This is a genomic window from Paraburkholderia sp. RL17-347-BIC-D, assembly GCF_046027915.1.
Taxonomy (GTDB): domain Bacteria; phylum Pseudomonadota; class Gammaproteobacteria; order Burkholderiales; family Burkholderiaceae; genus Paraburkholderia.
Genome location: NZ_JARESS010000009.1, coordinates 38,490 through 61,617 on the forward strand (window position 1 = coordinate 38,490; position 23,128 = coordinate 61,617).

Consider the following 23,128-nt stretch of genomic DNA (forward strand, 5'->3'; position numbering starts at 1 on the left):
TCTCAACCCTGGCGTTGCGACAGATCCGGCGAGAAGCGGCAGCCTAGCCGATAACGCGACCCAGGGTGCACGAAACGCGCGAACGTGACCGCCACGCCGCTCGTCCACGTGCGGCGCATCAGCGTGAGGCACGGTTCCTCCGCACGGATTTCGAGCAGTTCGGCTTCGGCGCGCGTGGGCAGGCCGGCGTCGACCACGTGCTCGACGTCGTGCGCCGGCACGATGTCGAACAGATATTCCGACGGCCTCAGCGCCGAAAAATCCTGCAGCAGAAAATCTGGCGCGACGGCCGGATTCACAAACCTATCCTCGAGTTGCACCGGCAAGCCGTTCTCGCGATGCACGCAGATCACATGAAATACCGAAGCACCCGGCGCGAGCCCTAACGCGTTCGATACCATCACGGACGCCGTTTCGCGTTGCGACAGGACCGTGTCGCAGCGGTATTCATGGCCCCGCGAGCGGATCTCGTCGCCGATATGGGCGATCATCAGCAGCGTCGATTGCGGCTTGCTTTGCGCGACGAAGGTGCCGACACCTGAGACTCGCGTTACCAGTCCTTCTTCGGCGAGTTCACGCAGCGCGCGGTTGACGGTCATGCGCGACACGCCGAGCGTCGCCACCAGATCGAGTTCCGACGGCAGACGGTCGCCCGCGCGGCGCTCGCCCGATTCGATGATGTGACGGATATGGCTCTTGACCTGTTCGTAGCGCGCGGCCGGCGCGTCGGCCGCGGCGCGTGCGGCTTTCATGGCCGACGCGGGAAGCGGCTTGTCGTGGGTGCGGCTGCGAACGGTGGAGGACATCGGCGGCCCTTGCGTCAGCGTCCGCGTGAAGCAGGCAGAAACCGGCGCGTGTTCATAGCGGTTGCGCTTCGTCGGGGCCGCGCGTCCAGAACGCGTTGCGGTCGAAGTAGTTTTGCAGGAACTGCCGCAAGCGCGGCTGCCCTGCATCGTGAAAGACATCGCGCGGTTTGCCTTGCACGGCGATCCGGCCTTGATCGATGAACATGACTTTGTCCGCGACCTGCGCGGCAAAGCCCATTTCATGCGTGACCACCGCCATCGTCATGCCGTCGCGCGCGAGTTGCTTCATCACTTGCAGCACTTCGCCGACCAGTTCCGGATCGAGCGCCGAGGTCGGCTCGTCGAACAGCATGATGTGCGGCTCCATGGCGAGCGCGCGCGCAATCGCCACACGTTGTTGCTGGCCGCCCGAAAGCTTGGCCGGATACGCGTCGCCCTTGTGTGCGAGGCCGACCGTTTCGAGCATCGCGTTGGCGCGGCGGCGCGCTTCATCGCGTGATAGATGCCGTACACGGAGCAACGATTCCATCACGTTGCCGAGCGCCGTCATATGCGGCCACAGATTGAACTGCTGAAACACCATGCCGACGTTGCGCCGCACGCGGTTGATTTCGCTTTGCGACGCGCGCACGCGTTTGCCGTTGCGCTCGCTATAGCCGAGTAGTTCGCCTTCGATGCGCACGTCGCCCTGATCGTAGGTTTCGAGCGCGGCGAGGCAGCGCAGCAGCGTGCTTTTGCCCGAGCCCGACGGCCCGATGATGCACACCACTTCCGAGCGCGCGATCTCGAGATCGACACCGCGCAGCACTTCGACTTCACCGAAGCGTTTGCGCAAATCGCGCACTTCGATCAGCGGCTCGCCGGACGATGGTCCGACGGTAGCAGTGGATGCGGACGAGGGCATGTCGGCGATGGCGTTCATAAGAGGCTCCCGTTTCCGTTCATGCCATGAAGCGCGCGATGCGGGCCTCGGCCCACATGCCCGCGCGCGAAGTCAGTTCGACCAGCGCGAGATAGCACACACACAGTACCAGCAGCGTTTCGACGAAAGCAAAGGTGGCCGAGCCGATGCCGGTCAGCACGAACGTGAGTTCGGGTACGGTGACGATGGACAGCACGGCCGTCTCCTTGCTCAGCACGATAATCAGATTGGTCAGCGCGGGTACGATCAGCACGAGCATTTGCGGCACCTGAATCCGCACGACCGCCTGCCAGCGCGTGAGGCCAAGACACGACGCCGCTTCCAGATGACCCGGCGGCACGGATTGAAAGCCGGAGCGAAAGGCTTCGGCGAAATACGCGCTGCCGTAAAGGCCCAGACCGAGCACACCGGCGGTCATCGGTTCGAGCGTGAGCCCGAAGGACGGGCCGCCGTAATACAGCAAAAAGAGTTGCACGAGAAACGGCGTGCCGCGAAACAGTTCGATATAGAAGCGCAATATGCCGCGCACCCAGCGTCCGCAAAAGAGTTGCAGCACGGCAATCAGAAAGCCGATCAGGATGCCGATTGCGACGCCCGCGGCCCAGGTGCCGAGCGTCGTGGCGAGGCCCGCGGCGATCGGCTGCAGGTTGTGCGTGATGACGGTGGGATCGAGCTTTTGCATGGCGTGGTGTCGATGTCGAACTCAGGCGTGCTGCAAGCGATATTCTGCGGCGTGCGCGACGAGCGCGAGCGCACCGCAGATCACGAAGTAGATCAGCCCGGCCGCGACGTACGCTTCGAGCGGCCGATAGGTGCTGGCCGCAATGTTCTGCGCAGTGCGTGTCAACTCGGCCACGCCCACCACCGAGATCAGCGACGAAGCCTTGATCAGAAGCACCATTTCATTGACGAGCGAGGGCAGCGTCAAACGAAACGCTTGCGGCACGAGAATGCGGCGCAGCATGTCGAACGGCGACAGCCCGAGCATGCGCGCGGCTTCGAGATGGCCCGGCGGAACGCTGAGAAAACCGCCGCGCAATATTTCGGCGATATACGACGCGGAGCACAACGACACCGCGCTGAGCGCCGCCACGATCGGCGACACGTTGATGCCCGCGAACGGCAACAGGTAATACACGAGCAGCAACTGCACCAGCATCGGCACGCCGCGAAAGAAGAACACATAAGCGCCGCCGAACATGCGCGCCGCGCGGTTCGGCGAGAGCCGCGCCGCGCACACGCCGATCGCGACGAAGAAACCGATCAGGAGACCCGTCAGCGAAATGCCGATGGTGGCGAGCGCCGCATGCAGCAGCAGCGGCAAACCCTGGAGAAAGACGGTCGTGCTGAACATAAGCGTCGCACTCGCTGGAACGGGGAGGGCGATGCGGCTCGTGGCAAAGGCCGCATCGCGTGCATCAAGACACGTGCAACATCAGTCGATCAATAGTTCGGCGCGGGCATGGTCGTCGGCGCGTCCATTGCGACACCGAACCATTTCTTCTGCAACGCGGCGAGGCGTCCGTCGCTATGCATTTTCACGAGCGCGGCGTTGAAGGCATCGGCGAGCGGTTTGCTGTCCGCGTCTTTACGCAGGCAGTAAGCGAAGTACACCTTTGCGCCGAACGGCGGCTGCACCACGGCGAACGTCTCCGGGCGCTGCTTGGCCACGTACGCGATGTTGGTCATGGAGTTCGCGACCGCCGCGATGCGACCGGCGGCGAGATCGGCGTAAGCCTGATTGTTGTCGACGTATTCGCGGATTTCAGGCGGCTTCGGCAACGTGGCGACATAGGCCTTCAACTGGTCGAGCTGCGCCGAGCCTTTGCCCGCGCCGACCGTCTTGCCCGCGATATCCGACGATTGCTTGACTGACGTATCGTTCGCGCGTTTGAGCAGCGCGTCGGTGGCGTCCGCGATCGGCAGCGTGTACGTGTAGCGCTCCATGCGCGCCTTGGTGACGGTGAGCGGGCCGCCGACCATGTCGAACTTGCCGGCTTCCAGACCCGGCAGCACGCTTGGCCACGGCAAGTCGAGAAAGCGCACCTTCACGCCCATTTCCTTGCCGACCTCGGCGAACAGATCCTTGTTGAAACCCGCTTGCTGACCGTTTTCGAGGAAGTCGAAGGGCGCGAACTGCATCTCGGTGCCGACCACCAGTTCGCCGGCTTTCTTCACTTTGGCGAGCTGGTCTTCCGCGTGGGCGGTGACGCTTGCCGCGCACAACGCCAGCATGACCAAACGACACTTCCAGCCTGCAAGGATGCTCATGGGATTCTCCGGTTGGCAAAGCGGTGTCGCGCGAAAATGGTGCACGAAACGAGTCCTTTCGGATTCGGCGCGAGTCATGCGAGGCAGTATATACCGCAGTTTTCGCGCGAAATAAATAAACGCGCGAGTAGAGAAAAGCCCTTATACGAAGCGCTGCAAAGCAACTTGCGGGTACGCTTTTGGCGGTATATACAACTGCAATGCATGAGGCGGGAACGCGTCTTCCCGCAGACGATTCAGGCGCCACCTTTCATCTGCCGATTCAGCCGGACTTTCAGGAGCAGCGCGATGCCCGTGACCCGTATTCCGATCATCGATCTCGCCGGCGTACGCGCGGGCGACCCGGAGGCTTTGCCGCGCGTGGCGCGGGAAATCCGTGAAGCGTGCACGACGATCGGCTTCTTCTACATCATCAATCACGGCGTGCCGCAGGCGTCGATCGATGCCGCCGCGCAGGCCGCCCGCAACTTCTTCGCGTTTCCGGTGGAGACCAAGCGGCGCGCGGCGGTCAATCAGCGGCACCGCGGCTTCAACGCGCTTGGCGACGCGACCATGTACCAGGCCAAGCGTCCCGACTACAAGGAGTTTTTCAGCATCGGCCTCGAGTTGCCGGAGGACGACCCCGACGTGCTGGCCGGCCAGGCGTTGCGCGGACCGAACAATTGGCCGGACTTCATGCCGGAGTTGCGTCCTGCGCTGTATGGCTACTACGAGGCGGTCGCCGCATGCGGCGCCGATCTGCTGCGCGCGGTGGCGGTGAGCCTCGGCGTCGATGAGCAATTCTTCGCGCCGCGTTATACGAAACGGATGCAGCGCACGCAGATGGTCTACTATCCGCCGCAGCCGCCCCAATCGGACGAAGATCAGTTCGGCGTCGCGCCGCATACCGACTACGGCTGCATCACGCTGCTGTGGCAGGATCAGGTGGGCGGCCTGCAGGTGCGCGAAATCGCCAACGATACGTGGGTGGACGCACCGCCGGTCGACGGCAGCTTCGTGGTCAACGTCGGCGATCTGCTGGCGCGCTGGACCAATGACCGCTTCCGCTCCACCTTGCACCGTGTGATCAACACATCGGGACGCGAGCGTTATTCGATCGCGACGTTTTATGATCCGACGTACGGCGCGCTGGTCGATCCGCGCGATCTCGGCACCAGTAACGCCGATCTCAAGTATCAGCCGGTCGCCGCGGGCGACTATATTCTCGGGCGTATCAACGACTCGATGGGCTATCGGAAGAAACACGCCGTTGAAGGCGCGCAAGGAACCACTGCATGACAGACAACAGAACGGCGAATCAGGCAGCGCCGCTTGCCGCGACACTCGACGCGCTGCGCGCCGCGCTCGGTGAAGACAGCGTACGCGTGGGCGAGCAGATCGGCGAACGCGCCATGACCGACTGGACGCGTCACGAACCGACGCGACCCGCCGCCTTACTGCTGCCGCGCACCACGGAGCAGGTGTCGCGGGCGCTCGCCATTTGCCATGCGGCTCATCAGCCGGTGGTGCCGCAGGGCGGCATGACCGGCCTCGCGGGCGGCGCGATTGCGCGCGCCACGGATATTGCGTTGTCGCTTGAACGGCTGGACGGTGTCGAAGAAGTGGATGCCGCGTCGGCCACGCTGACCGTGCGCGCCGGCACCACGTTGCAAGCCGCGCAGGAAGCCGCCGCTGAAGCCGGCTTCGAACTCGCGCTCGATCTGGGCGCGCGCGGTTCCTGCCAGATCGGCGGCAATCTCGCGACCAACGCGGGCGGCAACCGGGTGATTCAGTCGGGCACCGCGCGCGACCAGGTGCTCGGTCTCGAGGTCGTGCTGGCCAATGGCGACGTGCTCACGTCGCTCGGCAAGATGGTCAAGAACAATACCGGCTATGACCTGAAGCACTGGTTCATCGGCTCGGAGGGCACGCTCGGCGTGATCACGCGCGCGGTATTGCGACTGCATCCGCAGCGTGCCGCGCGCCATACGGCGCTAGTCGCGCTCGACGGCTACGACGCCGCCGTGAATCTGCTGCGCCGTTTGTCGACGCGCTTCGGCAACGATATCGGCGCATTTGAAATCATGTGGCCGGACTTCTACGACTTCGGCGTGAAGCTGACCGGCACGCGCTCGCCATTCGACAACGCGCATCCGCTCTATGCGCTGATCGAACACGCCAGCTTCGATTCGGCCGACGACGGCGAGCGTTTCTCCACCGCGCTGACCGAAGCGCTCGACGCGGGCGCGATCCGCGACGCGGTGATCGCGCAGTCGGTGGCCGACGTGCGCGCGCTATGGGCGATTCGCGAATGCACCGCGGAGTTTCCGGTGCGGCTCGACGCGATCAATTTCGACGTGAGCCTGCCGATCGGCGAGATCGGCGTCTTCGTGGAGCGCTGTCGCGCAGCGCTCGACCAGCGCTGGCCGGGCAACGCGTCGTATTTCTTCGGGCATATCGGCGACTCGAATCTGCATGTCACGGTGGACGGCCATTCGATCCCCGGCGTCGATCATCACGCGGTGTACGCGTTCGTCTACGACATGCTCGGGCCGTTACATGGTTCGGTGTCGGCGGAACACGGCATTGGTTTGCTCAAGCGCGAGTTCTTGCCGATCTCGCGCTCGCCGGCGGAGCTGGCGGCAATGGCGGCGATCAAACATGCGCTCGACCCGCACGGCATTCTGAATCCAGGCAAGCTGTTTTGACCGCGCTACGCCGCCACCAGCTTCAATGCGTGGCGACGGAATCCAGCCCGGTCGATCTGACAGCAGCTTGAGCGTCGGGAGAGGCGAGGTAGTCGAGCAGCGCTTTCGCTTCTTTCGGATGCTGTGCACCGACCGGAATCCCCGCGGCGTAGCGCGTGACCGATTGCACCGACTCCGGAATCTTCCCGACGAAGCTGGCGCCCGCGACTGGCAGCAATTCGCTGACCTGCTGGAATCCCACTTCGTAATCACCGTTGGCAACGACCGACGCGACCGGAATCTTCGGCACCATCTTCGCCTTGGCCTTCACCTGATCTTCGATGCCGAGCCGCTTGAAAAGCTCGCGCTCGATATAGACGCCGCTGGCGCTGTCCGAGTAAGCGATGGATTTCGCATGCAGCAAGGTCTCTTTCAGCGCATCGACCGAACCGATGTCCGGCTTCGGCGCACCGTCGCGCACGGCCATGCCGATGCGCGAGTCCGCCAGTTCGACGCGCGAGCCGGGCATCACTTTGCCTTGCTTGATCAGATCGTCGAGCGCGTAGCCGACCATGATGACCACGTCCGCGTGTTCGCCGTGTTCGAGGCGGTTCGGAATGGCTTCCGGCGATTGGCCCATCGACGGCCCGAGTATCGTGTCGAGCGTATTGCCCGTCGACGCCGAGAACTTGGGACCGAGCAGTTTATAGGCGGCGGTGAAGCCGCCCGAACTCATGACATGAAGCTCCGCCGCCTGCACCTGCGAGGCGGCAACCGCGTTGCCCAGCAAGCCGGCAGTCAATACGGACAGAAGGAATGTTTTCATTGGCGTAAGCATGAAGGTCTAAGGTGCACGATAGCGTTGCAGGGTATAGACCATACATGAACGGCAGCCAAACGAGAACCCGCCGGATGCTGTTGAAACCCGGCGTGTGAGCGAGACGTAAGGAAGGCGCGCTTGGCTCGCGCGCGCCTTTCAGATACCGCCTGCGCGCTACCTCAATGCGCGTCCAGATACTTCACGATCACCGGATAGACATCCACCGCGGCATTCTTCCCGAAGATGCAGTCGATGTGTCCATAGCCGGGAATAATGGTCCGCTCGTAAGGCTGCTCGGGGAAATGCTTGACCAGCATGTCATAGGTGAGCTGCGTGCTGACCGGCAGATAGGTTTCGTTTTTATCGCCGTGGATGAACCCGATCGGCAGGCGCATGCCTTCCAGTCCTTTCATGCCATCGGTGCCGGTGAGATAGACGTCCTTGCCTTCGGCATCGACCACCTTGTGTGCTCTCACCATCGCGGCCAGATGCTTGAATACGCCGACGTCGTGCACGCCGAGTATTTCCTGCAGATTCGCATGCAGCGTCTGGTTCAACTGCTCGTGTTCGTAGAGCAGGCCGTACAGGAAGGTCGCGCGGTGGCAGATCGGATTGCCGCAACCCTCTTTGTGATTGAGCGGGTAGAACTTGAGCGCTTCATCGAGCAGGTTCTGCGGCCATGACTTGTGTTCCGTATAGGCGGTCACGTCGAGTACGCCGAGATGTTGCATGATGTCGGGAATATGCAGGCCGGCCTTGATCTTCTCCAGCGTGCCGGGCACCGGATGCGCCGACACCTGCGAGATGACCACCGAGCGCACGCCTTCGATTCCGTACAGCAGCGACATGCTCAGCGCCACGCCACCCATGCAGTGGCCGAGCACCTGAAGCTCCGGCACGCCGGTCAATTCGCGGATCTTGGCGACCGCCGACGGAATGTCCTCGCGCGCCACCTTGTCGACGTTGGTCGGCACGAACACGCTCGGCATTTCGATGCTGACGCGCAGATCCACGAGCCACACGTCGTAGCCGGCGGCGAAAAGATACTCGACCATGTTGGTCGCGATCAGGTCGGTGGAGTAGATGCGGCTCGATACGCCCGAGCCGTGAATCAGCAGCACCGGACGCGCCGCTTTGCGCGCGGGGTCGTGATAGCGCGTGAGCCTGAGCTTCGTGCCATCGGGCGTGTCGAAGAAAACGATTTGCGGCGCCGGCGCACGCAACGCGCGCTTCAGACGCGGCTCCGCTTTCGGGTCGAAATACTGCAAGGGCGCGGCCACGCCGCCGTATTCGGTGAACAGCACGCCCGCGAAAAACTTGCCGAATTTCAGGGTCCATTCGAGACGGGTCTTGAGATCGGGTGCGTGGGTGACTTCGAGCGTGCGTTGCTGCTTGAGGAAATTCTCGGGCGTGATGATTAGCGTCGCCTTGCCGAGCAGCGGCGCACCGGCTTGCGCCGACTCGCGAACCTCCGCGTAGAGTGTGTTGGTCTGCTCCCACAGATTGATCGGCGAAGTGCGCGTGATGATCTTCTTGCCGCTCAGGAAGTACGTCTTGCCTTCAGTGGCATTGAGCGTCATGCGGTAGTTCATGTTGCGCTCGTCGACGTCCGACTCGTTGACCACGAACAGATTGAAGGTGCCGTCGGAGATCGTCATGGGCTGCGCGGAGAGCGCGGGGCAGGTCAGCGTACCGGCCGTTTGCGCCAGATGCTGCGGATTGCTGAGCATGTCGGCGAGATCTTCCGATTCGACGGTCAGCGTGAACTCCATCGGGCTCGTAGCCGCTTCGCCTGCCACGTTCGGCGTGTAGGTGCCGACCATCGTTTCGGTGAAGTGCAGGCCGATCTTCTGCGGCGAGGACGGCGTCAGGGACGACGACGCGGCCTGCGGCGTCGGCGCGGGCGGCAAGCTCGGCGTGGCGGGCGCGCCCTCGGCCGGCGCGGCGTTCAGCGGATGCGTGGCCAGCAGCAGTTCGCAATTGCGTTCGGCCAGCGCGGAAATCGTCAGGAGCGGATTGACGCCGAGCGACATCGGCATGACGGCGCCGTCCATCACATACAGGCCGTCGTGCACCGCGTTGCCCGTGGCGCCGCTGAACACGCGGCCCATGTGGTCGACCACGCCGTGCCCGGCGTCCTCGCCCATGCCGCAGCCGCCGAGCGGATGCACGGTGACGGTGCGGTTGCCGAGAATATCGGTGGAAATGGGATTGCGCATGTATTTGCCGCCGAGCGGCACGGTCGCCTGCTTGAGCACTTCTTCGACCGCCAGGAAGATCGGCTGCTTGCCGGCGTTCTCCCACACGATGCGCGGCTGGCCTTTGTCGTCCACGTCGATCTCGCCGTTTTCGTCGTCATGCGCCATGACGAGGTAGCTTTGCGTGTGATGGAGTGCGCCGTGATAGGGGCCGCGCAGAAAGCTGGTGGCCACGCGGGCGTCGTAAGCGAGCTGTTCCGCGACGGAGCGCGGCGCGACATCCACGCCTTCGAGCGGCGCGGCGGCGCCGAGCAGGCCGACTAGCGCCGCGCCCACCGGGCCGGCGAGCGAGCCTTCTTCGATCACATAGCCGTCTCTGACGTTGGGGGTGCCGCGATGGTCGATGAGGCCGGTAATGGTCGGCCCGACCGGAGGAATCTCGCCCTTCTCGTGCGCGCCCCAGCCGACGCCGTTGATCACCGGCTCGGTGTTGTAGGCGAAGGCGAGCACGTCGCCATTGCCGGTGAAGTGCTTGCCGAGCATGCCGGAGACGCTCAGCCCCTGCTTGCGCGAGCGCAACAGCAACGCGGTCGAGCCGATCGTGCCGGCCGACACGATGACGATATCGGCGCTCACGAACAGATCGGGCGCGCCAAAGCTTTCGCGCCCGAGGCTCACCAACTGGTAACCCACGATCCATTTCCCGGTGGCCGCGTCGCGCAGCACCGAATGGACGGCGGTACCCGTGAAAATCTGCGCGCCGTGCGCGACGGCGTCGGGCAGATAGTTCATGTGCGTCGAATTCTTCGCGTCGTAATTGCAGCCGGAATTGCAGTCGCCGCAGCCGACGCAAGCCTTCTGCTCGACGCCTGCGGCATTCGTGCGGTCCTTGAAGGTGACGGTGATGTCCGGGCGCGAGAACTCGGCTTTCATACCGAGCGCCTGCGCCGACAGTTCGAGCGCCTGCAGTTTCGGCAGTGTCGGATAGCTGTCGGGCACCGGCGACGGTTGCAGCATCTCACGGGCGAGCGCATAGCCTTTGTCGCGGCCCGCCTTGTCGGCGCGCAACGCGGCCGGCCAGCGTGGGTCGTCCCACAGGCGCGGGTCGGCTTCGAGCGCGACGTTTGCGTTGATCAGCGAGGTGCCGCCGAGACCGCAGCCGACTACCGCGTTCACATCGTCGTTCACATGCACTTCGAGCAATGCCAGCGGTGAGCCGATATGTGCCAGCGCCGTGTTGTATTGCACCTCCTCGGTGCCCTGAAACGGCGTGCGGGGAAATTCCCCGGCCATGAATTCGCGCCCGCGTTCGAGCACGCACACCCGGCGCCCGGCGCGCGCCATGCGGGACGCGGCAATCGCGCCGCCGTAGCCGGAACCCACCACAACCACGTCGTAGTGCGATTGGATTGCAGTTACGACGCTCGATAAGCGGTTCATCACGACCACCTCGTCTGGAATGGAATGCGGGGAGAGACAACCGGGACTTCGGAAGCAAGACGGCGTGCGGCGACGGCTTTTTTATCCTAGGCGGTGCGCGCGCACAAAAAAAGGCGCATCGTATGTGGCGCGCGGGCCTGCTGTGCCGCGTGCGCGGCGTCGTGAGGCGGCGCGAGCGGCCGGCGCTGGCCCAGCCACGTGCTATTACGCGGCCGCTTCATTCATTTCGCTGTCGCTCGATTCGGCGGCGAGCAGGTTCAGCGCGAGCAGAATCGCCGGGCGATTGTCGACGTCGATCTCGATGCCGAGCACGTCCGTGAGCCAGCGGCCGATCTTGGTATTGGAAAAATCTTCGGCGCCGGCCGTCTTCTTCATGGTGACGCCGAGCTTGACGGCGCGATAGTGATACGAGGGCACACGATGCTGCGCTGCGACTGCCGACAGACCGCCTTTACCTTCCGAGCACCAGCCGAGGCTGCCGGCCAGCACGATCCGCTCCGGTTCGTCGAGGCTTTCGATAAAGGCGCGCGCCGAGTACCGTACGCGCTGTTCGTCGAGGCCATATTGCAGCAGCACGCTTTCCACCGGATCTTCCAGCGCTTGCGCGTGCAGATCGATTTCCTGCGCCATGCCGTCGTTTTCCATGGATACGTTGCGCTGATGGCCGGCGCTGCGCAGGCAGTCGATCAGGTAGCGGCGGAAATACGCGCACAATGCGTAGCCGTTGGACGGCGCGCTGTCGGCGCAGGCATGGGTTTCCGTATGGCCGGGCGCGAGGCGCAGCACTTTCGCGTAGATGAACTGGGCGACCAGTTCTTCCTTGTCCTCGCCGAGCGCCTGCAGCTCGAGCGGGTGATAGGTCCGCAAGGCCCGCTTGACCAGTTCGATCATCGACACCATTTCGTCGCCGGACAACCGGGTACGCCGGCGCCACAAATCCGGCAGGATCGCATCGTCGAGATTGCGGACGAACTCGTGGCTCGGAACTGCGCCCATGAAAACCTCCATAAGGGGAAAGGCCAGGGAGCGCGGTGAGCCTGAACTGCAGGCGGGATGTGGATGTTGAAGCGGTGAGGCCGCGCTGGAATGTGAAGCCAGTATGGTTTCCAACGGCGGCTTCGCCTATATGGATTAAGTGGTAGCTGATGGGTAAACTGCCGGGTAAACCATCCGACAAAGTGCATCTTATTCGTCTGAAGAGAAACGGGATGCATTGGACCATTGCATCGCACTGCGGCTACGCAGTTGCATCGCAGACGTAGAGCCACGCCGTATCCGAAGTGTCCGATGCGGTACACGCCGCTTGCGTCGCCGCGCTTCCGATCCACATAACCGAATTTGCCGTGCAATGCGCGGTGCATGGGACCGGAGTAAGTGCTCTGCATGGGATCGGAGTAACGCGCTAACGCGCGAACCCCGATCGACAGCTCAGGCGCTAACTCCGATCGACAAAAGGAGACCGCGCGATGCGGGCCGACCCGATCCAGCGTGCCATCGACGAAGACCTGGTGCGCGTGTTGTACGCGCAGGATCCGATTGCATTCTTTTCGCACTGGTTTTCGATCGCGGTGCTGGTGGCGATTTACTGGCCGAAAATCCCGTCGCCGCCGCTGTTCATCGCGTGCTTCGGTTTCTATGCCGCGGCCAACTGCGCGGGCCTCGCGCTCTGGGTCTGCAACCGCCGTTACCCGAAACTCGTCTCGCCGCGTGGCTGGATCATTCTGCACGCGGTGCGCGGCATGCTGCTTTACAGCGGGCCGGGCATCGCCGTGTGGTTCGCGTTCCAGAGCCCGCAGTCCGACTTGCCGCTGCTGCACACGGTCATGCTCGTCACGCTGGCCGCCGGCGTGTTCATGTCGAATGGCTTCGACCTGCTGAATTTCTCGACCTCGATTCCGTTTCTGCTGTTTCCGTCGATCGTCATGCATTTCGGCACGCATACGTTCGACCGCACGATTCTTGCCATCGTCCTCGCGTTTTTCTTTTGCGCGATCAACGTCTACGCGTTGAGTTATCGCAAGCTGTTCCAGCAGGTCGTGCAGGCGCGCGTCGATCAGCAGTATCTTGCGGAGTCGCTGGCCGCGCAGAAACGGGTGGCCGAAGAGGCGAGCCTCGCCAAGACGCGCTTTTTCGCGGCTGCCAGTCACGACTTGCGCCAGCCGCTGCATGCAATCGGCCTGCTCGCGGCCTCGCTCAACGACACGGCGGCGACGCCCGTGCAGCACGCGAAGACCGCCGAGCACATCGTCTACAACGTCGAGGCGTTGAACCAGTTGTTCAACCAGGTGCTCGATCTGGCGCGGCTCGAAAGCGGCGTGACCCAGGTGATCCGGCTGCATTTCCGGCTGTCCGAACTGTTCGAGCGGGTCGGCAGCCAGTATCGTCCGCAGGCGGCCGCCAAAGGGCTGGCGCTACGCATCGCGCCGACCACGATGGTCGTGCACGACGATCCGGTGCTGCTCGAACGCGTGCTGAGCAATCTGCTGTCGAACGCCGTGCGTTATACCGAAGACGGCGCGATCTGGCTGGGCCTGCGCCGCGCCGGGCGGCAAACGGGCGGCTTTATCGAAGTGCGCGACTCGGGCATCGGCATTCCCGTGGAGGAACACGCGCGCATCTTCGAGGAGTTCTATCAGGTCGCCAATCCGCAACGCGACGCGCGCCAGGGTCACGGCCTCGGCTTGCCGACGGTGAAGCGGCTGGTCAGCATGCTCGGCGGCGAGTTGCAACTGCGCTCGGCGCCGGGCCGCGGGTCGGTGTTCCGCTTTCCGGTGCAGGCGGGCGATCCCGGCGGCATCGTCGCGAGCCTGAACGAAGCGGTGGCCGGCGGTCCGTCGGCGCAAGGGCGGCGCGTGCTGTGCATCGACGACGATCCGTCGATTCTCGAAGGCCTCGTCAGTCTGCTGGGCCGTTGGGGTTGCAGCGTGCTCGGCGCGCGCGACGAAGTCGATGCGCTCGCCGCGCTCGAAGGCGGCTTCGTGCCCGATGCCGTGCTATGCGACTACCAGTTGGCGAATCACCGCACCGGCGCGCAGGCGCTCACCGCCGTGCGCAATGTGCTCGCGCGCGCGGGGCACGACAACGTGGTGACGCTGCTGATCACGGGCGACATGGCGTCGGCGGAACTGGCGGCGCTCGCCTTGCAGGGGATTCCGGTGCTCCATAAACCGGTCACGCCGGCGCGCTTGCGGCGCACGCTGGAGATGCTGTGGCAGCAGGCCGAGCAGGACAAGGGGCGGGCGGGCGCCGCGCTGGAATTGCGCGTGGACCAAACGGGACATGAAGCGGGCGGCCGGCCGGTCAGTGGGGTGACGCGGGTTGCTGAGATCGTGCCGCAAGGCGAAGCGAGAATCGGAGTGCAGAGCCAGACCCAAAGCCAGACCCAAAGCACCCAGTCGCAGAGCGCACCGCAAAAGTAGAGGCGAACGGGCGGCGTGAACGCCGCCTGTCATCGATCGCGTGCTACAGGGTTTTCCCGGCTTCTAGCCAGCCGTTGATTACGGCGATCGCCGTCGACCGGTTATGCACGCCGAGCGCCCGGAAGATCACCGACAGATGCACCTTCACCGTGCCTTCGGCAACGCCCAGGTCGCGCGCAATCATCTTGTTGGTCCAGCCACGATGCACGAGCCGCATGATGTCTTGCTGACGCGGCGACAGATTCTCCAGCAGATGCTGCTGGTGCGGCTGCAATGCCTGGATCTGCGTGAGCGGTTCCGTGAGCGTGGCGCCGCCCTGGCTTGGCGCGTGCGCGCCGACCGGAGCCGCATGTTGCTGCGACGGATCAGCGAGCGCTTCGGCACGGGCGGGCACGGGCGCGGCCTGCGCATCGCGCGAACCCAGCAGGCTGAGCGCTTCCATTGGCACATAAGCGCCGCCGGAAAGCACCAGTTCGATCGCTTTGAGCATGACGCTGGCGGGCTGGCGCTTCGGCACGAAGCCGAGCGCGCCGGCGGCCAGCACCGCGCGCATTTCGTCGGGCGATTCTTCGGCGGAGAGGACGACAAGCGGCAGCGCGGGGTTCGCCTTCAACAGCACTTCGAGCGACGAAGCGCCGCTCATGCCCGGCATATGCAGATCGACGATGGCAAGATCGTGATCGGCGTCGGGACGCGCGAGCAGGGCAAGCGTCTCCCAGTTGTCGGCTTCGTCGAACTGGGCGTCGGGATCGAGGCCGCGCAGCATGCCTTTGACGCCTTGACGAATCAGTTCATGGTCGTCGGCTACAAGAAACTTCATGATGTCTCCGCGAGTCGGGCCTGCCCGATGTGGGCTACCGCCGTTATAGGGTCTCGTTTTACTTCTAGCCTCGTGAATCGCATCATTGCCGCCCACCCCGCGATCATATGCCTGATCGGTGGCGCGGCGCACCTTCCGGCGAACCGCTTGTGTGATCGTTTATTTGTTAAATCGCCGTCTGCTCCGATGCACCGCATGATGTCCAAGGCAGGTCTCTCGCGCATAGTTTACGGCTTGCTTGGTAGACGAGCCGAACGGTCCTTTTTTAAAGGCGTCCCCGCAGGATTCCGAAGGTTATGCGCGCCGGATCGAAGCGCGCTGAAGCAGTCTCTATTTGACTGCAAATAACGTCGCATTCATCAGAAGCTTGAATGCGAATCCGAGCGACATCGCCGAGCCCACGCCGAAGCACCACAGCGCGATGAACCAGAGCCAGCCCGGCACTTTGCGCGCCGGCGCGCTCGATGCGCCGAGCGTTGCGTCCGGGTTGGTCTGCTTAGTGATAGTGATGTTGGTCGCCATGACGCACCTTGCCGCGAAATACCCAATAACCCATCGTCGTGTAGGCGATGATGATCGGCAGAATCACCGCTGCGCCGGCCAGCGTGAACATCTGGCTCGAGCGCGGCGCGGCCGCTTCCCAGAGCGTCATGCTCGACGGAATCGCATACGGCCACAAGCTCACCAGCAAGCCCGCGTAGCCGAGCAGCACCAGCAGCAGCGCGAGCGCGAACGGCGTGTTGTGATGCCGCTCACGCACCGCGCGATGCATGAAGAACGCCGCGACCGCCACGAGGAAGGGCACCGGCAGCAGACGGTAGAACAGGCCGTCGTGGAACCAGCGTTGTGCGATATTCGGATCCTGCAGCGGCGTCCACAGGCTGACCATCGCGACGAAGCCGAGCAGCACGATCGTCAGCGGCCAGACTACGCGATGCAGGCGGCGTTGCAGATCGCCTTCGGTCTTCGCCACCAGCCAGCAGCAGCCGAGCAGCGCATAAGTGACCACGAGTCCGAGGCCCGTGAGCAGGCTGAACGGCGTGAGCCAGCCGAAGGCGTCGCCGGCATACGCGCCGTCGATCACGGGGATGCCTTGCAGGAATGCACCCAGCGCGATGCCCTGAAAGAACGTCGCGCCCGCCGAACCGCCGATGAACGCGAGGTCCCACAGATGCTTCGTGCGATTGGCCTTGGCGCGAATCTCGAACGACACGCCGCGAAAGATCAGACACACGAGCATGAAGATCAGCGGCAGATACAGCGCGGACAGTACGGTCGAGTAGACCGCGGGGAACACTGCGAAGAGCCCTGCGCCGCCGAGCACCAGCCAGGTTTCGTTGCCGTCCCACACCGGCGCGACGGTGTTCATCATCAGGTCGCGTTCCTTCTCATCGGGGAAGAACGGGAAAACGATGCCGATGCCCAGGTCGAAGCCGTCCAGCACCACATACATGAAAAGGCCCAGCGCGATGATCGCGGCCCACACTACGGTTACGTCCATGTTCTTTCTCTATCGCAAGTAGCTGGTGAAGAAGGGCAGGTTCAGGCCGCGTCGATCATGTGATCGGCGGCGGAAAGCGGGCGGCGTGCGGTCTGGTTCGGCAAGCGCTCCGGCGCTTCGTGCGGCGTGTGTCCCGGCAGCGCCGGACCCGCGCGCATCAGCTTGAGCATGTAGTAGACGCCGGTGCCGAACACGAGGAAGTACACGACCACGAAGGTCATCAGCGAGATGCCGACCTGCTGCGTGCTGAGCGGCGACACGGCCTGCGAAGTGCGCATCACGCCGTACACGACCCACGGCTGACGACCCGCTTCAGTCGTGACCCAGCCGGCCAGCAGCGTGATGAAACCCGTCGGCCCCATCGCCACGGCGACGCGCTGGAACCACTTCGATTCGAACAGGCGTCCACGGCGGCGCAGCACCCACGCGGCCACCGACATCAGGATCATCAGCACGCCGAGGCCGGCCATGATGCGAAAGCTCCAGAACACCACCGTCGAGTTCGGCCGGTCTTGCGGCGGAAATTCCTTGAGACCGCGAATTTCGCCGTCCCAGCTATGCGTGAGGATCAGGCTGCCCAGGTGCGGAATCGACACGGCGTAGCGCGTGGTTTCCGCCTGCATGTCGGGAATGCCGAACAGGTTCAGCGCGGTGCCGCCTTTTTCGGTGTCCCACAGACCCTCGATCGCCGCGATCTTGGCGGGCTGATATTCGCGCGTGTTCAAACCATGCTGATCGCCGACGAACGCCTGGACCGGCGTGAGGATCAAGAGGAGCCAGAGCGCCATCGAGAACATCTTCTTGACTGCCGGATCGCGCCGTCCGCGCAGCAGATGCCACGCGCCCACCGCCGACACCACCAGCGCCGCGACGATGAACGCCGCGAGCGCCATATGCGCGAGCCGGTATGGGAACGACGGATTGAACACGATCTTGAACCAGTCGAGCGGCACGACGCGGCCGTTGACGACTTCGAAGCCTTGCGGCGTTTGCATCCAGCTATTGGAAGCGAGAATCCAGAAGGTCGAAATCAGCGTGCCGATCGCCACCATCAGCGTGGCGCCGAAGTGCGCGCGCGGACTGACGCGCTGCCAGCCGAACAGCATGATGCCGAGGAAGCCCGCTTCGAGGAAGAACGCGGTCATCACTTCGTACATCAACAGGGGGCCGGTGACGGGGCCGGCGAAACTGGAGAAGCCCGACCAGTTGGTGCCGAACTGATAGCTCATCACCACGCCGGAAACCACGCCCATGCCGAAGGCCACTGCGAAGATCTTCGACCAGAACAGGCAAAGGTCTTTGTAGTACGCCTTGCGGGTTTTCAGCCAGCGCCATTCGAGCACGGCGATGAAGCTGGCGAGGCCGATGCTGAGCGCCGGAAAAACGATGTGGAACGAGACGGTGAACGCAAACTGGATGCGGGCGAGATCGAAGGCCGAGAGAGCGGAGTTCATGAGCGTGAAGTGCGTGATGGCCGCGAGGGCGGACTACGCGCGTCGACCGTTGTCGGTGCGCACTGCGCTGGGCAGATGGCGCAAGAGTAGGGGATGAGGAAATTCTTTGCTGCGACGCGACGTGCGTCAAAAAACCGCGTTGTTTTGCGGCGTTTTTTTATTTTGAGACGGCAAGTCGTTGATGGATATCAAGTTTTCCTGATCGGCTTGGTGGGCGCGCCCGGCACGGTTTCGGTGCGCCGATGGCGCGACTGCGGCAATCGACCGCGCTGCAGCATTGTCGCGCGGGCGGATTCGAACGCCTTTGAGCCGGGCTCGGCATCGGTCTGGAGCAAGTTAAGGCCGCCGCCCGCAGATTCGATCCACAAGGCGATGTTCGGCAATTGGGATCGGCTTGTCATCAACCGACAATCACTCCGTCGGAACGGACTTTCCATGCGCCCGGCGGCTAGCCAACGGGCTCGATTGCCCATACCATGCAGGCAGCCAAACGGCAGCATTTTTCAAATGAGCGCATGCTACTCACGCATGCACGCCGTATAGCCAGTCCAGTATTTTTTCCCGTTATTCGCTTCGAATAGTCATCGCCGACGCACCGGCTGAATCGCCTGGGCGCATCGCTAGTCCGTCATCAACGTGTGGTGCGAGGCATGCCGTGCCTCGAATGGGCGTCGTGTCGCGTGCCGCGCGAATGGTTCAAGAGAACACGCTTCATCCACCTGCCGGCGACGGCAGACTTCAACTAACAGGAGTCAGCAGATGAGCACGATCAAGACGAAAGACGGTACGACCATTTTCTATAAGGACTGGGGCAAGGGTCGCCCGGTCGTCTTCTCGCACGGTTGGCCGTTGAGCGCGGACGCCTGGGACGCGCAGATGATGTTCCTCGGCAACAAAGGCTTTCGCGTGATCGCCCATGACCGGCGCGGGCATGGCCGGTCGGAGCAGACGTGGGACGGCAATGACATGGACACCTACGCCGACGATCTCGCCGCGCTGATCGAGCAACTCGATCTGAAGGACGCCACGCTCGTCGGCCATTCGACGGGCGGCGGGGAAGTTGCGCATTACATCGGCCGGCATGGCACGCAACGCGTCGCGAAGGCCGTGCTGATCGGCGCGGTGCCACCATTGATGCTGAAGACGGAGAGCAATCCGAACGGCACGCCGCTCGACGTGTTCGACGGCATCCGCAAAGGCGTGGAAGACGACCGCTCGCAGTTCTTCAAGGATCTGGCGCTGCCGTTTTACGGCTACAACCGTCCGGGCGCGAAGGTGTCGCAAGGCGTGATCGATTCGTTCTGGGTCCAGGGCATGGCCGGCTCGATCAAGGGACTGTACGACTGCATCAAGCAGTTCTCCGAAGTCGACTACACGGAAGACCTGAAGAAGATCGACGTGCCGACGCTGGTGCTGCACGGCGACGACGACCAGATCGTGCCGATCGATGCGGCCGGCCGTCTGACCGCGAAGATCGTGAAGAACGCCACGCTCAAGGTCTATCCGGGCGGCCAGCACGGCATGTGCACCGTCGAGGCCGCGAAGGTGAACGGCGATCTGCTGGAGTTCATCGGGTCGTAATGCGGTGACGTGTTGATGCGTCGATGTCGCGAGTGCGGTGGGCTGCGGGCAAGCAAGCACGCCCAGTTGCACTTGAACCCGAACCGCGGGCCGTGATCGTTCACGCGCCCGCGTGTCGAACCGCTCAGGCGGTCGGCCAGCCGATGCGCGCCGCTCGCCGCAATGACGAGCGCACCACCATCCGGTGGAACGGCGCGATCGCGAGAATATAGAAACGGCCGAGTCGATTGTGGCAATGCACGACGGTGGACAGGATCAGATAGCGCGAGCGTCCTTCCTGCGTGCCGCGAGTTTGCTGCAGCACTGAAACCCGGAAGTCGAGATGACGGTCGTTTTCGCCGAGGATGATCTCGTGCGCGCTACGCGTGTAGATCCTGAAGATGTCGAGGCGCTCCCTTGCGGCGGCGGGATCCTTGATGCTGCGTAACTGCGCCGCGGTCTTCAGGCCGAAACGGGCGACGATCGCATCGCGCAAGCCCATCAACCTCGCGACCCATCCCGCCTGATGCGCGAACACGAAGCGCGCCAGCAACTCCGGATCGTCGATGGCGTTCTCGGGCAGGCGGACGGCGTACGCGTCGGCCAGGTCCGGCGCGTCGTACAAACGCGCGACGCTCGATTCAGCCGGAAGGGCAACGGACTGCACGGAACAGTGGACAGTGAGCATGGTGGCGTGCGGCGCTAAAAATCAATCGAAGAGGGGCGCTGCGCCGGGCCATGGCGGCAGTCCGGCTTGCGCGTGAGCGCATCAAGTCTACGCGCTTGTGTGCGTCTGCGCGGAGCCGGCCGACGAGGTCCTTCCCATCCCGGACTCTGGAGCAAAAACGCGTTTCTAGTTATACGATGTCACATAAATAGTGTCCGCCTATTCGCTTGTTTATTAAGAGAAATCTGGCGGGCAGCTCATTGAGATAAGGGTAAGTGCCTAATTGAAATCCGGTCTGGCATCGTCGATAGTACGTTATCGTACAACTATCGCTGAATCGGCAGACACTGCCGGCATGACAGAAGCGACGGCTGTACCCAAGTTCGATCGCGCGCGGCGCAGGAAAGGAACCTTATGAAGAAGATTGCTCTGAGCGGAGCCGGTGGCCAGCTTGGCTCGGTGGTACGCGCTGCGTTGATCGCACGCGGCACGCCGTTGCGTTCGGCCGCGGGCTCGAAGGCCCTCGTGCCGCTCGTGGAAGGCGAGGACGTGATGCACGGCGATCTGCGCGACCCCGCGATCGTGGATCGTCTGCTGGAAGGCGTGGACGTCCTGATCCATTTCGCGGGTACGAGCGTGGAGCGTCCGCTGCCCGAGATCATCGAAAACAACCTTCGCGGGCTGGTCGAAGTGTACGAAGGCGCACGCCGGCAAGGCGTGAAGCGCATCGTGTTCGCCAGCTCCAATCACGCGATCGGCATGTATCCGGTCACCGAGCATCTCAGCCTCGACTGCGAACTGCGCCCGGACGGCTTCTACGGCCTGAGCAAGGTGTGGGGCGAAGCGCTCGCCAGAATGTACTGGGACAAGCATGGCATCGAGAGCGTTTGCGTGCGCATCGGCAGCTGCCTCGAGCGGCCGACCGAGCCCCGGCACCTGAGCACCTGGTTCGGTCATCGCGATCTGCTGCATTTCCTCGACCGCTGTGTCGAAGCGGAGAACGTGGGCTTCCTGACCATCTGGGGCGTGTCGGCCAACACACGCAGCTGGTGGGACAACAGCGGCGCCGAACGTCTGGGCTATCAGCCGACGCAGGATGCCGAGGTCTACGCCGAGGAAATCCTCGCGCGGCCGAATCCACTCGACGCGCTCGGCCAGCGCTTCCAGGGCGGCAGCTTTGTGGGTATCGATTATTCGCGCGATGACGCCGCTCCGGACGGCTCGGCCGCTTCCACTACGCGGCCTGTTTGAGCCGTTCAGGATTACGAGGAGACGCAGCAATGAAAATCAAGGGCATCCGCTGGTGGATGGTCAGTCTGGTCGCGGCCGGGCTCATTATCAATTACCTCGCGCGCAATACGCTGTCAGTCGCGGCGCCGACGTTGATGAAGGACCTCCACATCACCACGGAGCAGTATTCGCACGTGGTCGTGGCGTGGCAGCTTTGCTATGCATTCATGCAGCCGGTCGCCGGCTACCTGCTCGACACTGTCGGCACCAAGATCGGCTTTGCGGCGTTCGCGCTGGCATGGTCGCTGGCTTGCGCGGCGGCGGCGTGGTCGACGGGCTGGCGCAGCCTCGCGTTTTTCCGCGGCCTGCTCGGCATTGCCGAGGCGGCCGGCATTCCGGCCGGCGTCAAGGCGACGAGCGAGTGGTTCCCCGCCAAGGAGCGTTCGGTGGCGATCGGCTGGTTCAACATCGGCTCGTCGATCGGCGCGTTGCTGGCGCCGCCGCTGGTGGTGTGGGCGTTGTTGCGCGGCGAGTGGCAGTTGGCCTTCGTGATCGTCGGCGTGGCTGGGATTATCTGGAGCGTGCTGTGGATGGTGCTCTACAAGCACCCGCGCAACCAGAAGCTGTTGAGCGACGCTGAACGCGACTACATTCTCAGCGGCCAGGAAGCGAAGCACAGCGACGCCGGCGCCGCCAAGCGCAGCTGGCGCGCCATGCTCGGCAGCCGCGATTTCTGGGCGATCGGCATTCCGCGCATGCTCTCCGAGCCGGCCTGGCAGACCTTCAACGCGTGGATTCCGCTGTACATGATGACCGAGCGTCACATGAACCTGAAGGAAGTCGCGCTGTATGCATGGATGCCGTTTCTGGCCGCCGACATCGGCTGCGTGCTGGGCGGCTATCTCAGTCCGCTGTTTCACAAGTACGCGAAGGTGTCGCTCTTCACGTCGCGCAAGATGGTGTTCGTGGTCGGCGCGCTGTTCATGATCGGACCGGCCTGTGTCGGCTTGGTGGCGAGTCCTTATGTGGCGGTGGCGCTGCTGTGCGTCGGCGGTTTTGCGCATCAGACCTTGTCGGGTGCGCTGTACGCGATTACGTCCGATATGTTCGGCAAGAACGAAGTCGCTACCGCGACCGGCATGGGCGGTATGGCAGGCTACCTGGGCGCGGCTGCGTTCACGGCGCTGTTCGGCGTGCTGGTCACGCAGATCGGCTACAGCCCGTTGTTCGTGGTGCTGGCGGTGTTCGACATCATCGCGGCCGCCGTGGTGTGTCTGCTGGCGAAGAGCGCCGACAAGACGCCCGAGCCGCGCTGGACACCGGCGAGCGCGGTGGTCAAGTGAGTCAGGCCAGG

20 protein-coding genes are annotated in these 23,128 nt (G+C 63.6%); 6 read left to right on the forward strand and 14 right to left on the reverse strand.

From position 1 onward, the window contains the following. Positions 1-2: 2 nt before the first annotated feature. From hutC to P0D96_RS14510, 5 genes are all read right to left on the reverse strand, one after another. Positions 3-806: a histidine utilization transcriptional repressor HutC gene (gene hutC / locus P0D96_RS14490; protein ID WP_408314012.1), complete on the reverse strand. Its 804-nt coding sequence runs from the start codon at positions 804-806 to the stop codon at positions 3-5. Between the two features lie 52 nt (positions 807-858). Further along, entirely contained in the window at positions 859-1,728 is an 870-nt protein-coding gene (locus tag P0D96_RS14495) for an amino acid ABC transporter ATP-binding protein (protein ID WP_408178444.1), read from the reverse strand. 19 nt (positions 1,729-1,747) lie between these two features. Continuing rightward, a complete protein-coding gene (locus tag P0D96_RS14500) occupies positions 1,748-2,410 on the reverse strand; it encodes an amino acid ABC transporter permease (protein ID WP_132382801.1) in 663 nt (220 codons plus the stop codon). A 21-nt stretch (positions 2,411-2,431) separates the two neighbouring features. Further along, a complete protein-coding gene (locus P0D96_RS14505) occupies positions 2,432-3,082 on the reverse strand; it encodes an amino acid ABC transporter permease (protein ID WP_106280544.1) in 651 nt (216 codons plus the stop codon). Between the two features lie 89 nt (positions 3,083-3,171). Further along, the gene (locus P0D96_RS14510) at positions 3,172-3,999 is read right to left on the reverse strand and encodes a transporter substrate-binding domain-containing protein (RefSeq protein ID WP_408314014.1); all 828 of its coding nucleotides are present in this window, start codon (positions 3,997-3,999) and stop codon (positions 3,172-3,174) included. Positions 4,000-4,287: 288 nt separating this feature from the next. Here P0D96_RS14510 and P0D96_RS14515 point away from each other — a divergent pair, with 288 nt between their 5' ends. Both P0D96_RS14515 and P0D96_RS14520 read left to right on the forward strand, forming a co-directional pair. Continuing rightward, entirely contained in the window at positions 4,288-5,277 is a 990-nt protein-coding gene (locus P0D96_RS14515; RefSeq protein ID WP_408314016.1) for an isopenicillin N synthase family dioxygenase, read from the forward strand. Further along, entirely contained in the window at positions 5,274-6,686 is a 1,413-nt protein-coding gene (locus tag P0D96_RS14520; protein ID WP_408314018.1) for an FAD-binding oxidoreductase, read from the forward strand. Before P0D96_RS14515 ends, P0D96_RS14520 begins: the two co-directional genes overlap by 4 nt. A 22-nt stretch (positions 6,687-6,708) precedes the next feature. Here P0D96_RS14520 and P0D96_RS14525 read toward each other — a convergent pair whose 3' ends face one another. The 3 genes from P0D96_RS14525 to P0D96_RS14535 all read right to left on the reverse strand — a co-directional run bounded on the left by P0D96_RS14525 (position 6,709) and on the right by P0D96_RS14535 (position 12,119). After that, on the reverse strand, positions 6,709-7,491 hold the full coding sequence (locus tag P0D96_RS14525) for a substrate-binding domain-containing protein (RefSeq protein WP_132382811.1): 783 nt from the start codon (positions 7,489-7,491) through the stop codon (positions 6,709-6,711). A 173-nt stretch (positions 7,492-7,664) separates the two neighbouring features. Continuing rightward, positions 7,665-11,123: an alpha/beta fold hydrolase gene (locus tag P0D96_RS14530; protein ID WP_408314020.1), complete on the reverse strand. Its 3,459-nt coding sequence runs from the start codon at positions 11,121-11,123 to the stop codon at positions 7,665-7,667. 204 nt (positions 11,124-11,327) lie between these two features. Beyond that, positions 11,328-12,119 carry a hypothetical protein gene (locus P0D96_RS14535; protein ID WP_408314022.1) on the reverse strand — a complete coding sequence of 264 codons (792 nt, stop codon included), beginning with the start codon at positions 12,117-12,119 and terminating at the stop codon, positions 11,328-11,330. A 470-nt stretch (positions 12,120-12,589) separates the two neighbouring features. Between P0D96_RS14535 and P0D96_RS14540 the strand changes: the two genes are divergently transcribed. Next, positions 12,590-14,542 (forward strand): ATP-binding response regulator, encoded by a 1,953-nt coding sequence (locus tag P0D96_RS14540; RefSeq protein WP_408178438.1) that lies wholly within the window; start codon positions 12,590-12,592, stop codon positions 14,540-14,542. 43 nt (positions 14,543-14,585) lie between these two features. Here the strand turns inward: P0D96_RS14540 and P0D96_RS14545 are convergent, their stop codons facing one another. From P0D96_RS14545 to P0D96_RS14565, 5 genes are all read right to left on the reverse strand, one after another. Continuing rightward, positions 14,586-15,362 (reverse strand): response regulator transcription factor, encoded by a 777-nt coding sequence (locus P0D96_RS14545; RefSeq protein WP_132382818.1) that lies wholly within the window; start codon positions 15,360-15,362, stop codon positions 14,586-14,588. A 330-nt stretch (positions 15,363-15,692) separates the two neighbouring features. Then, entirely contained in the window at positions 15,693-15,884 is a 192-nt protein-coding gene (locus P0D96_RS14550; protein ID WP_408286065.1) for a hypothetical protein, read from the reverse strand. Continuing rightward, a complete protein-coding gene (gene cydB, locus P0D96_RS14555) occupies positions 15,859-16,863 on the reverse strand; it encodes a cytochrome d ubiquinol oxidase subunit II (RefSeq protein WP_408178435.1) in 1,005 nt (334 codons plus the stop codon). Before cydB ends, P0D96_RS14550 begins: the two co-directional genes overlap by 26 nt. A gap of 41 nt (positions 16,864-16,904) precedes the next feature. Further along, positions 16,905-18,317 carry a cytochrome ubiquinol oxidase subunit I gene (locus P0D96_RS14560; protein ID WP_408314025.1) on the reverse strand — a complete coding sequence of 471 codons (1,413 nt, stop codon included), beginning with the start codon at positions 18,315-18,317 and terminating at the stop codon, positions 16,905-16,907. Between the two features lie 188 nt (positions 18,318-18,505). Further along, entirely contained in the window at positions 18,506-18,700 is a 195-nt protein-coding gene (locus P0D96_RS14565; RefSeq protein ID WP_408314027.1) for a hypothetical protein, read from the reverse strand. Positions 18,701-19,076: 376 nt separating this feature from the next. Between P0D96_RS14565 and P0D96_RS14570 the strand changes: the two genes are divergently transcribed. Then, positions 19,077-19,898, forward strand: a complete 822-nt coding sequence (locus P0D96_RS14570) for an alpha/beta fold hydrolase (protein WP_408314029.1) — start codon at positions 19,077-19,079, stop codon at positions 19,896-19,898. A gap of 124 nt (positions 19,899-20,022) precedes the next feature. On the opposite strand, the gene P0D96_RS14575 is transcribed toward P0D96_RS14570, so the two are convergent. Beyond that, positions 20,023-20,565: a DUF2867 domain-containing protein gene (locus tag P0D96_RS14575; RefSeq protein ID WP_132382830.1), complete on the reverse strand. Its 543-nt coding sequence runs from the start codon at positions 20,563-20,565 to the stop codon at positions 20,023-20,025. A gap of 393 nt (positions 20,566-20,958) precedes the next feature. Between P0D96_RS14575 and P0D96_RS14580 the strand changes: the two genes are divergently transcribed. Together P0D96_RS14580 and P0D96_RS14585 are read left to right on the forward strand one after the other, a co-directional pair. Beyond that, entirely contained in the window at positions 20,959-21,795 is an 837-nt protein-coding gene (locus P0D96_RS14580) for an NAD-dependent epimerase/dehydratase family protein (RefSeq protein ID WP_408286055.1), read from the forward strand. A gap of 29 nt (positions 21,796-21,824) precedes the next feature. After that, positions 21,825-23,117: an MFS transporter gene (locus P0D96_RS14585; protein WP_408314031.1), complete on the forward strand. Its 1,293-nt coding sequence runs from the start codon at positions 21,825-21,827 to the stop codon at positions 23,115-23,117. Positions 23,118-23,128: the final 11 nt, after the last annotated feature.

Bases quoted from the DNA above. Each gene is read 5' to 3' on its own strand.
- hutC (WP_408314012.1), bottom strand. From the start codon at position 806: ATGTCCTCCACCGTTCGCAGCCGCACCCACGACAAGCCGCTTCCCGCG.
- P0D96_RS14495 (WP_408178444.1), bottom strand. From the start codon at position 1,728: ATGAACGCCATCGCCGACATGCCCTCGTCCGCATCCACTGCTACCGTC.
- P0D96_RS14500 (WP_132382801.1), bottom strand. From the start codon at position 2,410: ATGCAAAAGCTCGATCCCACCGTCATCACGCACAACCTGCAGCCGATC.
- P0D96_RS14505 (WP_106280544.1), bottom strand. From the start codon at position 3,082: ATGTTCAGCACGACCGTCTTTCTCCAGGGTTTGCCGCTGCTGCTGCAT.
- P0D96_RS14510 (WP_408314014.1), bottom strand. From the start codon at position 3,999: ATGAGCATCCTTGCAGGCTGGAAGTGTCGTTTGGTCATGCTGGCGTTG.
- P0D96_RS14515 (WP_408314016.1), top strand. From the start codon at position 4,288: ATGCCCGTGACCCGTATTCCGATCATCGATCTCGCCGGCGTACGCGCG.
- P0D96_RS14520 (WP_408314018.1), top strand. From the start codon at position 5,274: ATGACAGACAACAGAACGGCGAATCAGGCAGCGCCGCTTGCCGCGACA.
- P0D96_RS14525 (WP_132382811.1), bottom strand. From the start codon at position 7,491: ATGAAAACATTCCTTCTGTCCGTATTGACTGCCGGCTTGCTGGGCAAC.
- P0D96_RS14530 (WP_408314020.1), bottom strand. From the start codon at position 11,123: ATGAACCGCTTATCGAGCGTCGTAACTGCAATCCAATCGCACTACGAC.
- P0D96_RS14535 (WP_408314022.1), bottom strand. From the start codon at position 12,119: ATGGGCGCAGTTCCGAGCCACGAGTTCGTCCGCAATCTCGACGATGCG.
- P0D96_RS14540 (WP_408178438.1), top strand. From the start codon at position 12,590: ATGCGGGCCGACCCGATCCAGCGTGCCATCGACGAAGACCTGGTGCGC.
- P0D96_RS14545 (WP_132382818.1), bottom strand. From the start codon at position 15,362: ATGAAGTTTCTTGTAGCCGACGACCATGAACTGATTCGTCAAGGCGTC.
- P0D96_RS14550 (WP_408286065.1), bottom strand. From the start codon at position 15,884: ATGGCGACCAACATCACTATCACTAAGCAGACCAACCCGGACGCAACG.
- cydB (WP_408178435.1), bottom strand. From the start codon at position 16,863: ATGGACGTAACCGTAGTGTGGGCCGCGATCATCGCGCTGGGCCTTTTC.
- P0D96_RS14560 (WP_408314025.1), bottom strand. From the start codon at position 18,317: ATGAACTCCGCTCTCTCGGCCTTCGATCTCGCCCGCATCCAGTTTGCG.
- P0D96_RS14570 (WP_408314029.1), top strand. From the start codon at position 19,077: ATGAGCACGATCAAGACGAAAGACGGTACGACCATTTTCTATAAGGAC.
- P0D96_RS14575 (WP_132382830.1), bottom strand. From the start codon at position 20,565: ATGCTCACTGTCCACTGTTCCGTGCAGTCCGTTGCCCTTCCGGCTGAA.
- P0D96_RS14580 (WP_408286055.1), top strand. From the start codon at position 20,959: ATGAAGAAGATTGCTCTGAGCGGAGCCGGTGGCCAGCTTGGCTCGGTG.
- P0D96_RS14585 (WP_408314031.1), top strand. From the start codon at position 21,825: ATGAAAATCAAGGGCATCCGCTGGTGGATGGTCAGTCTGGTCGCGGCC.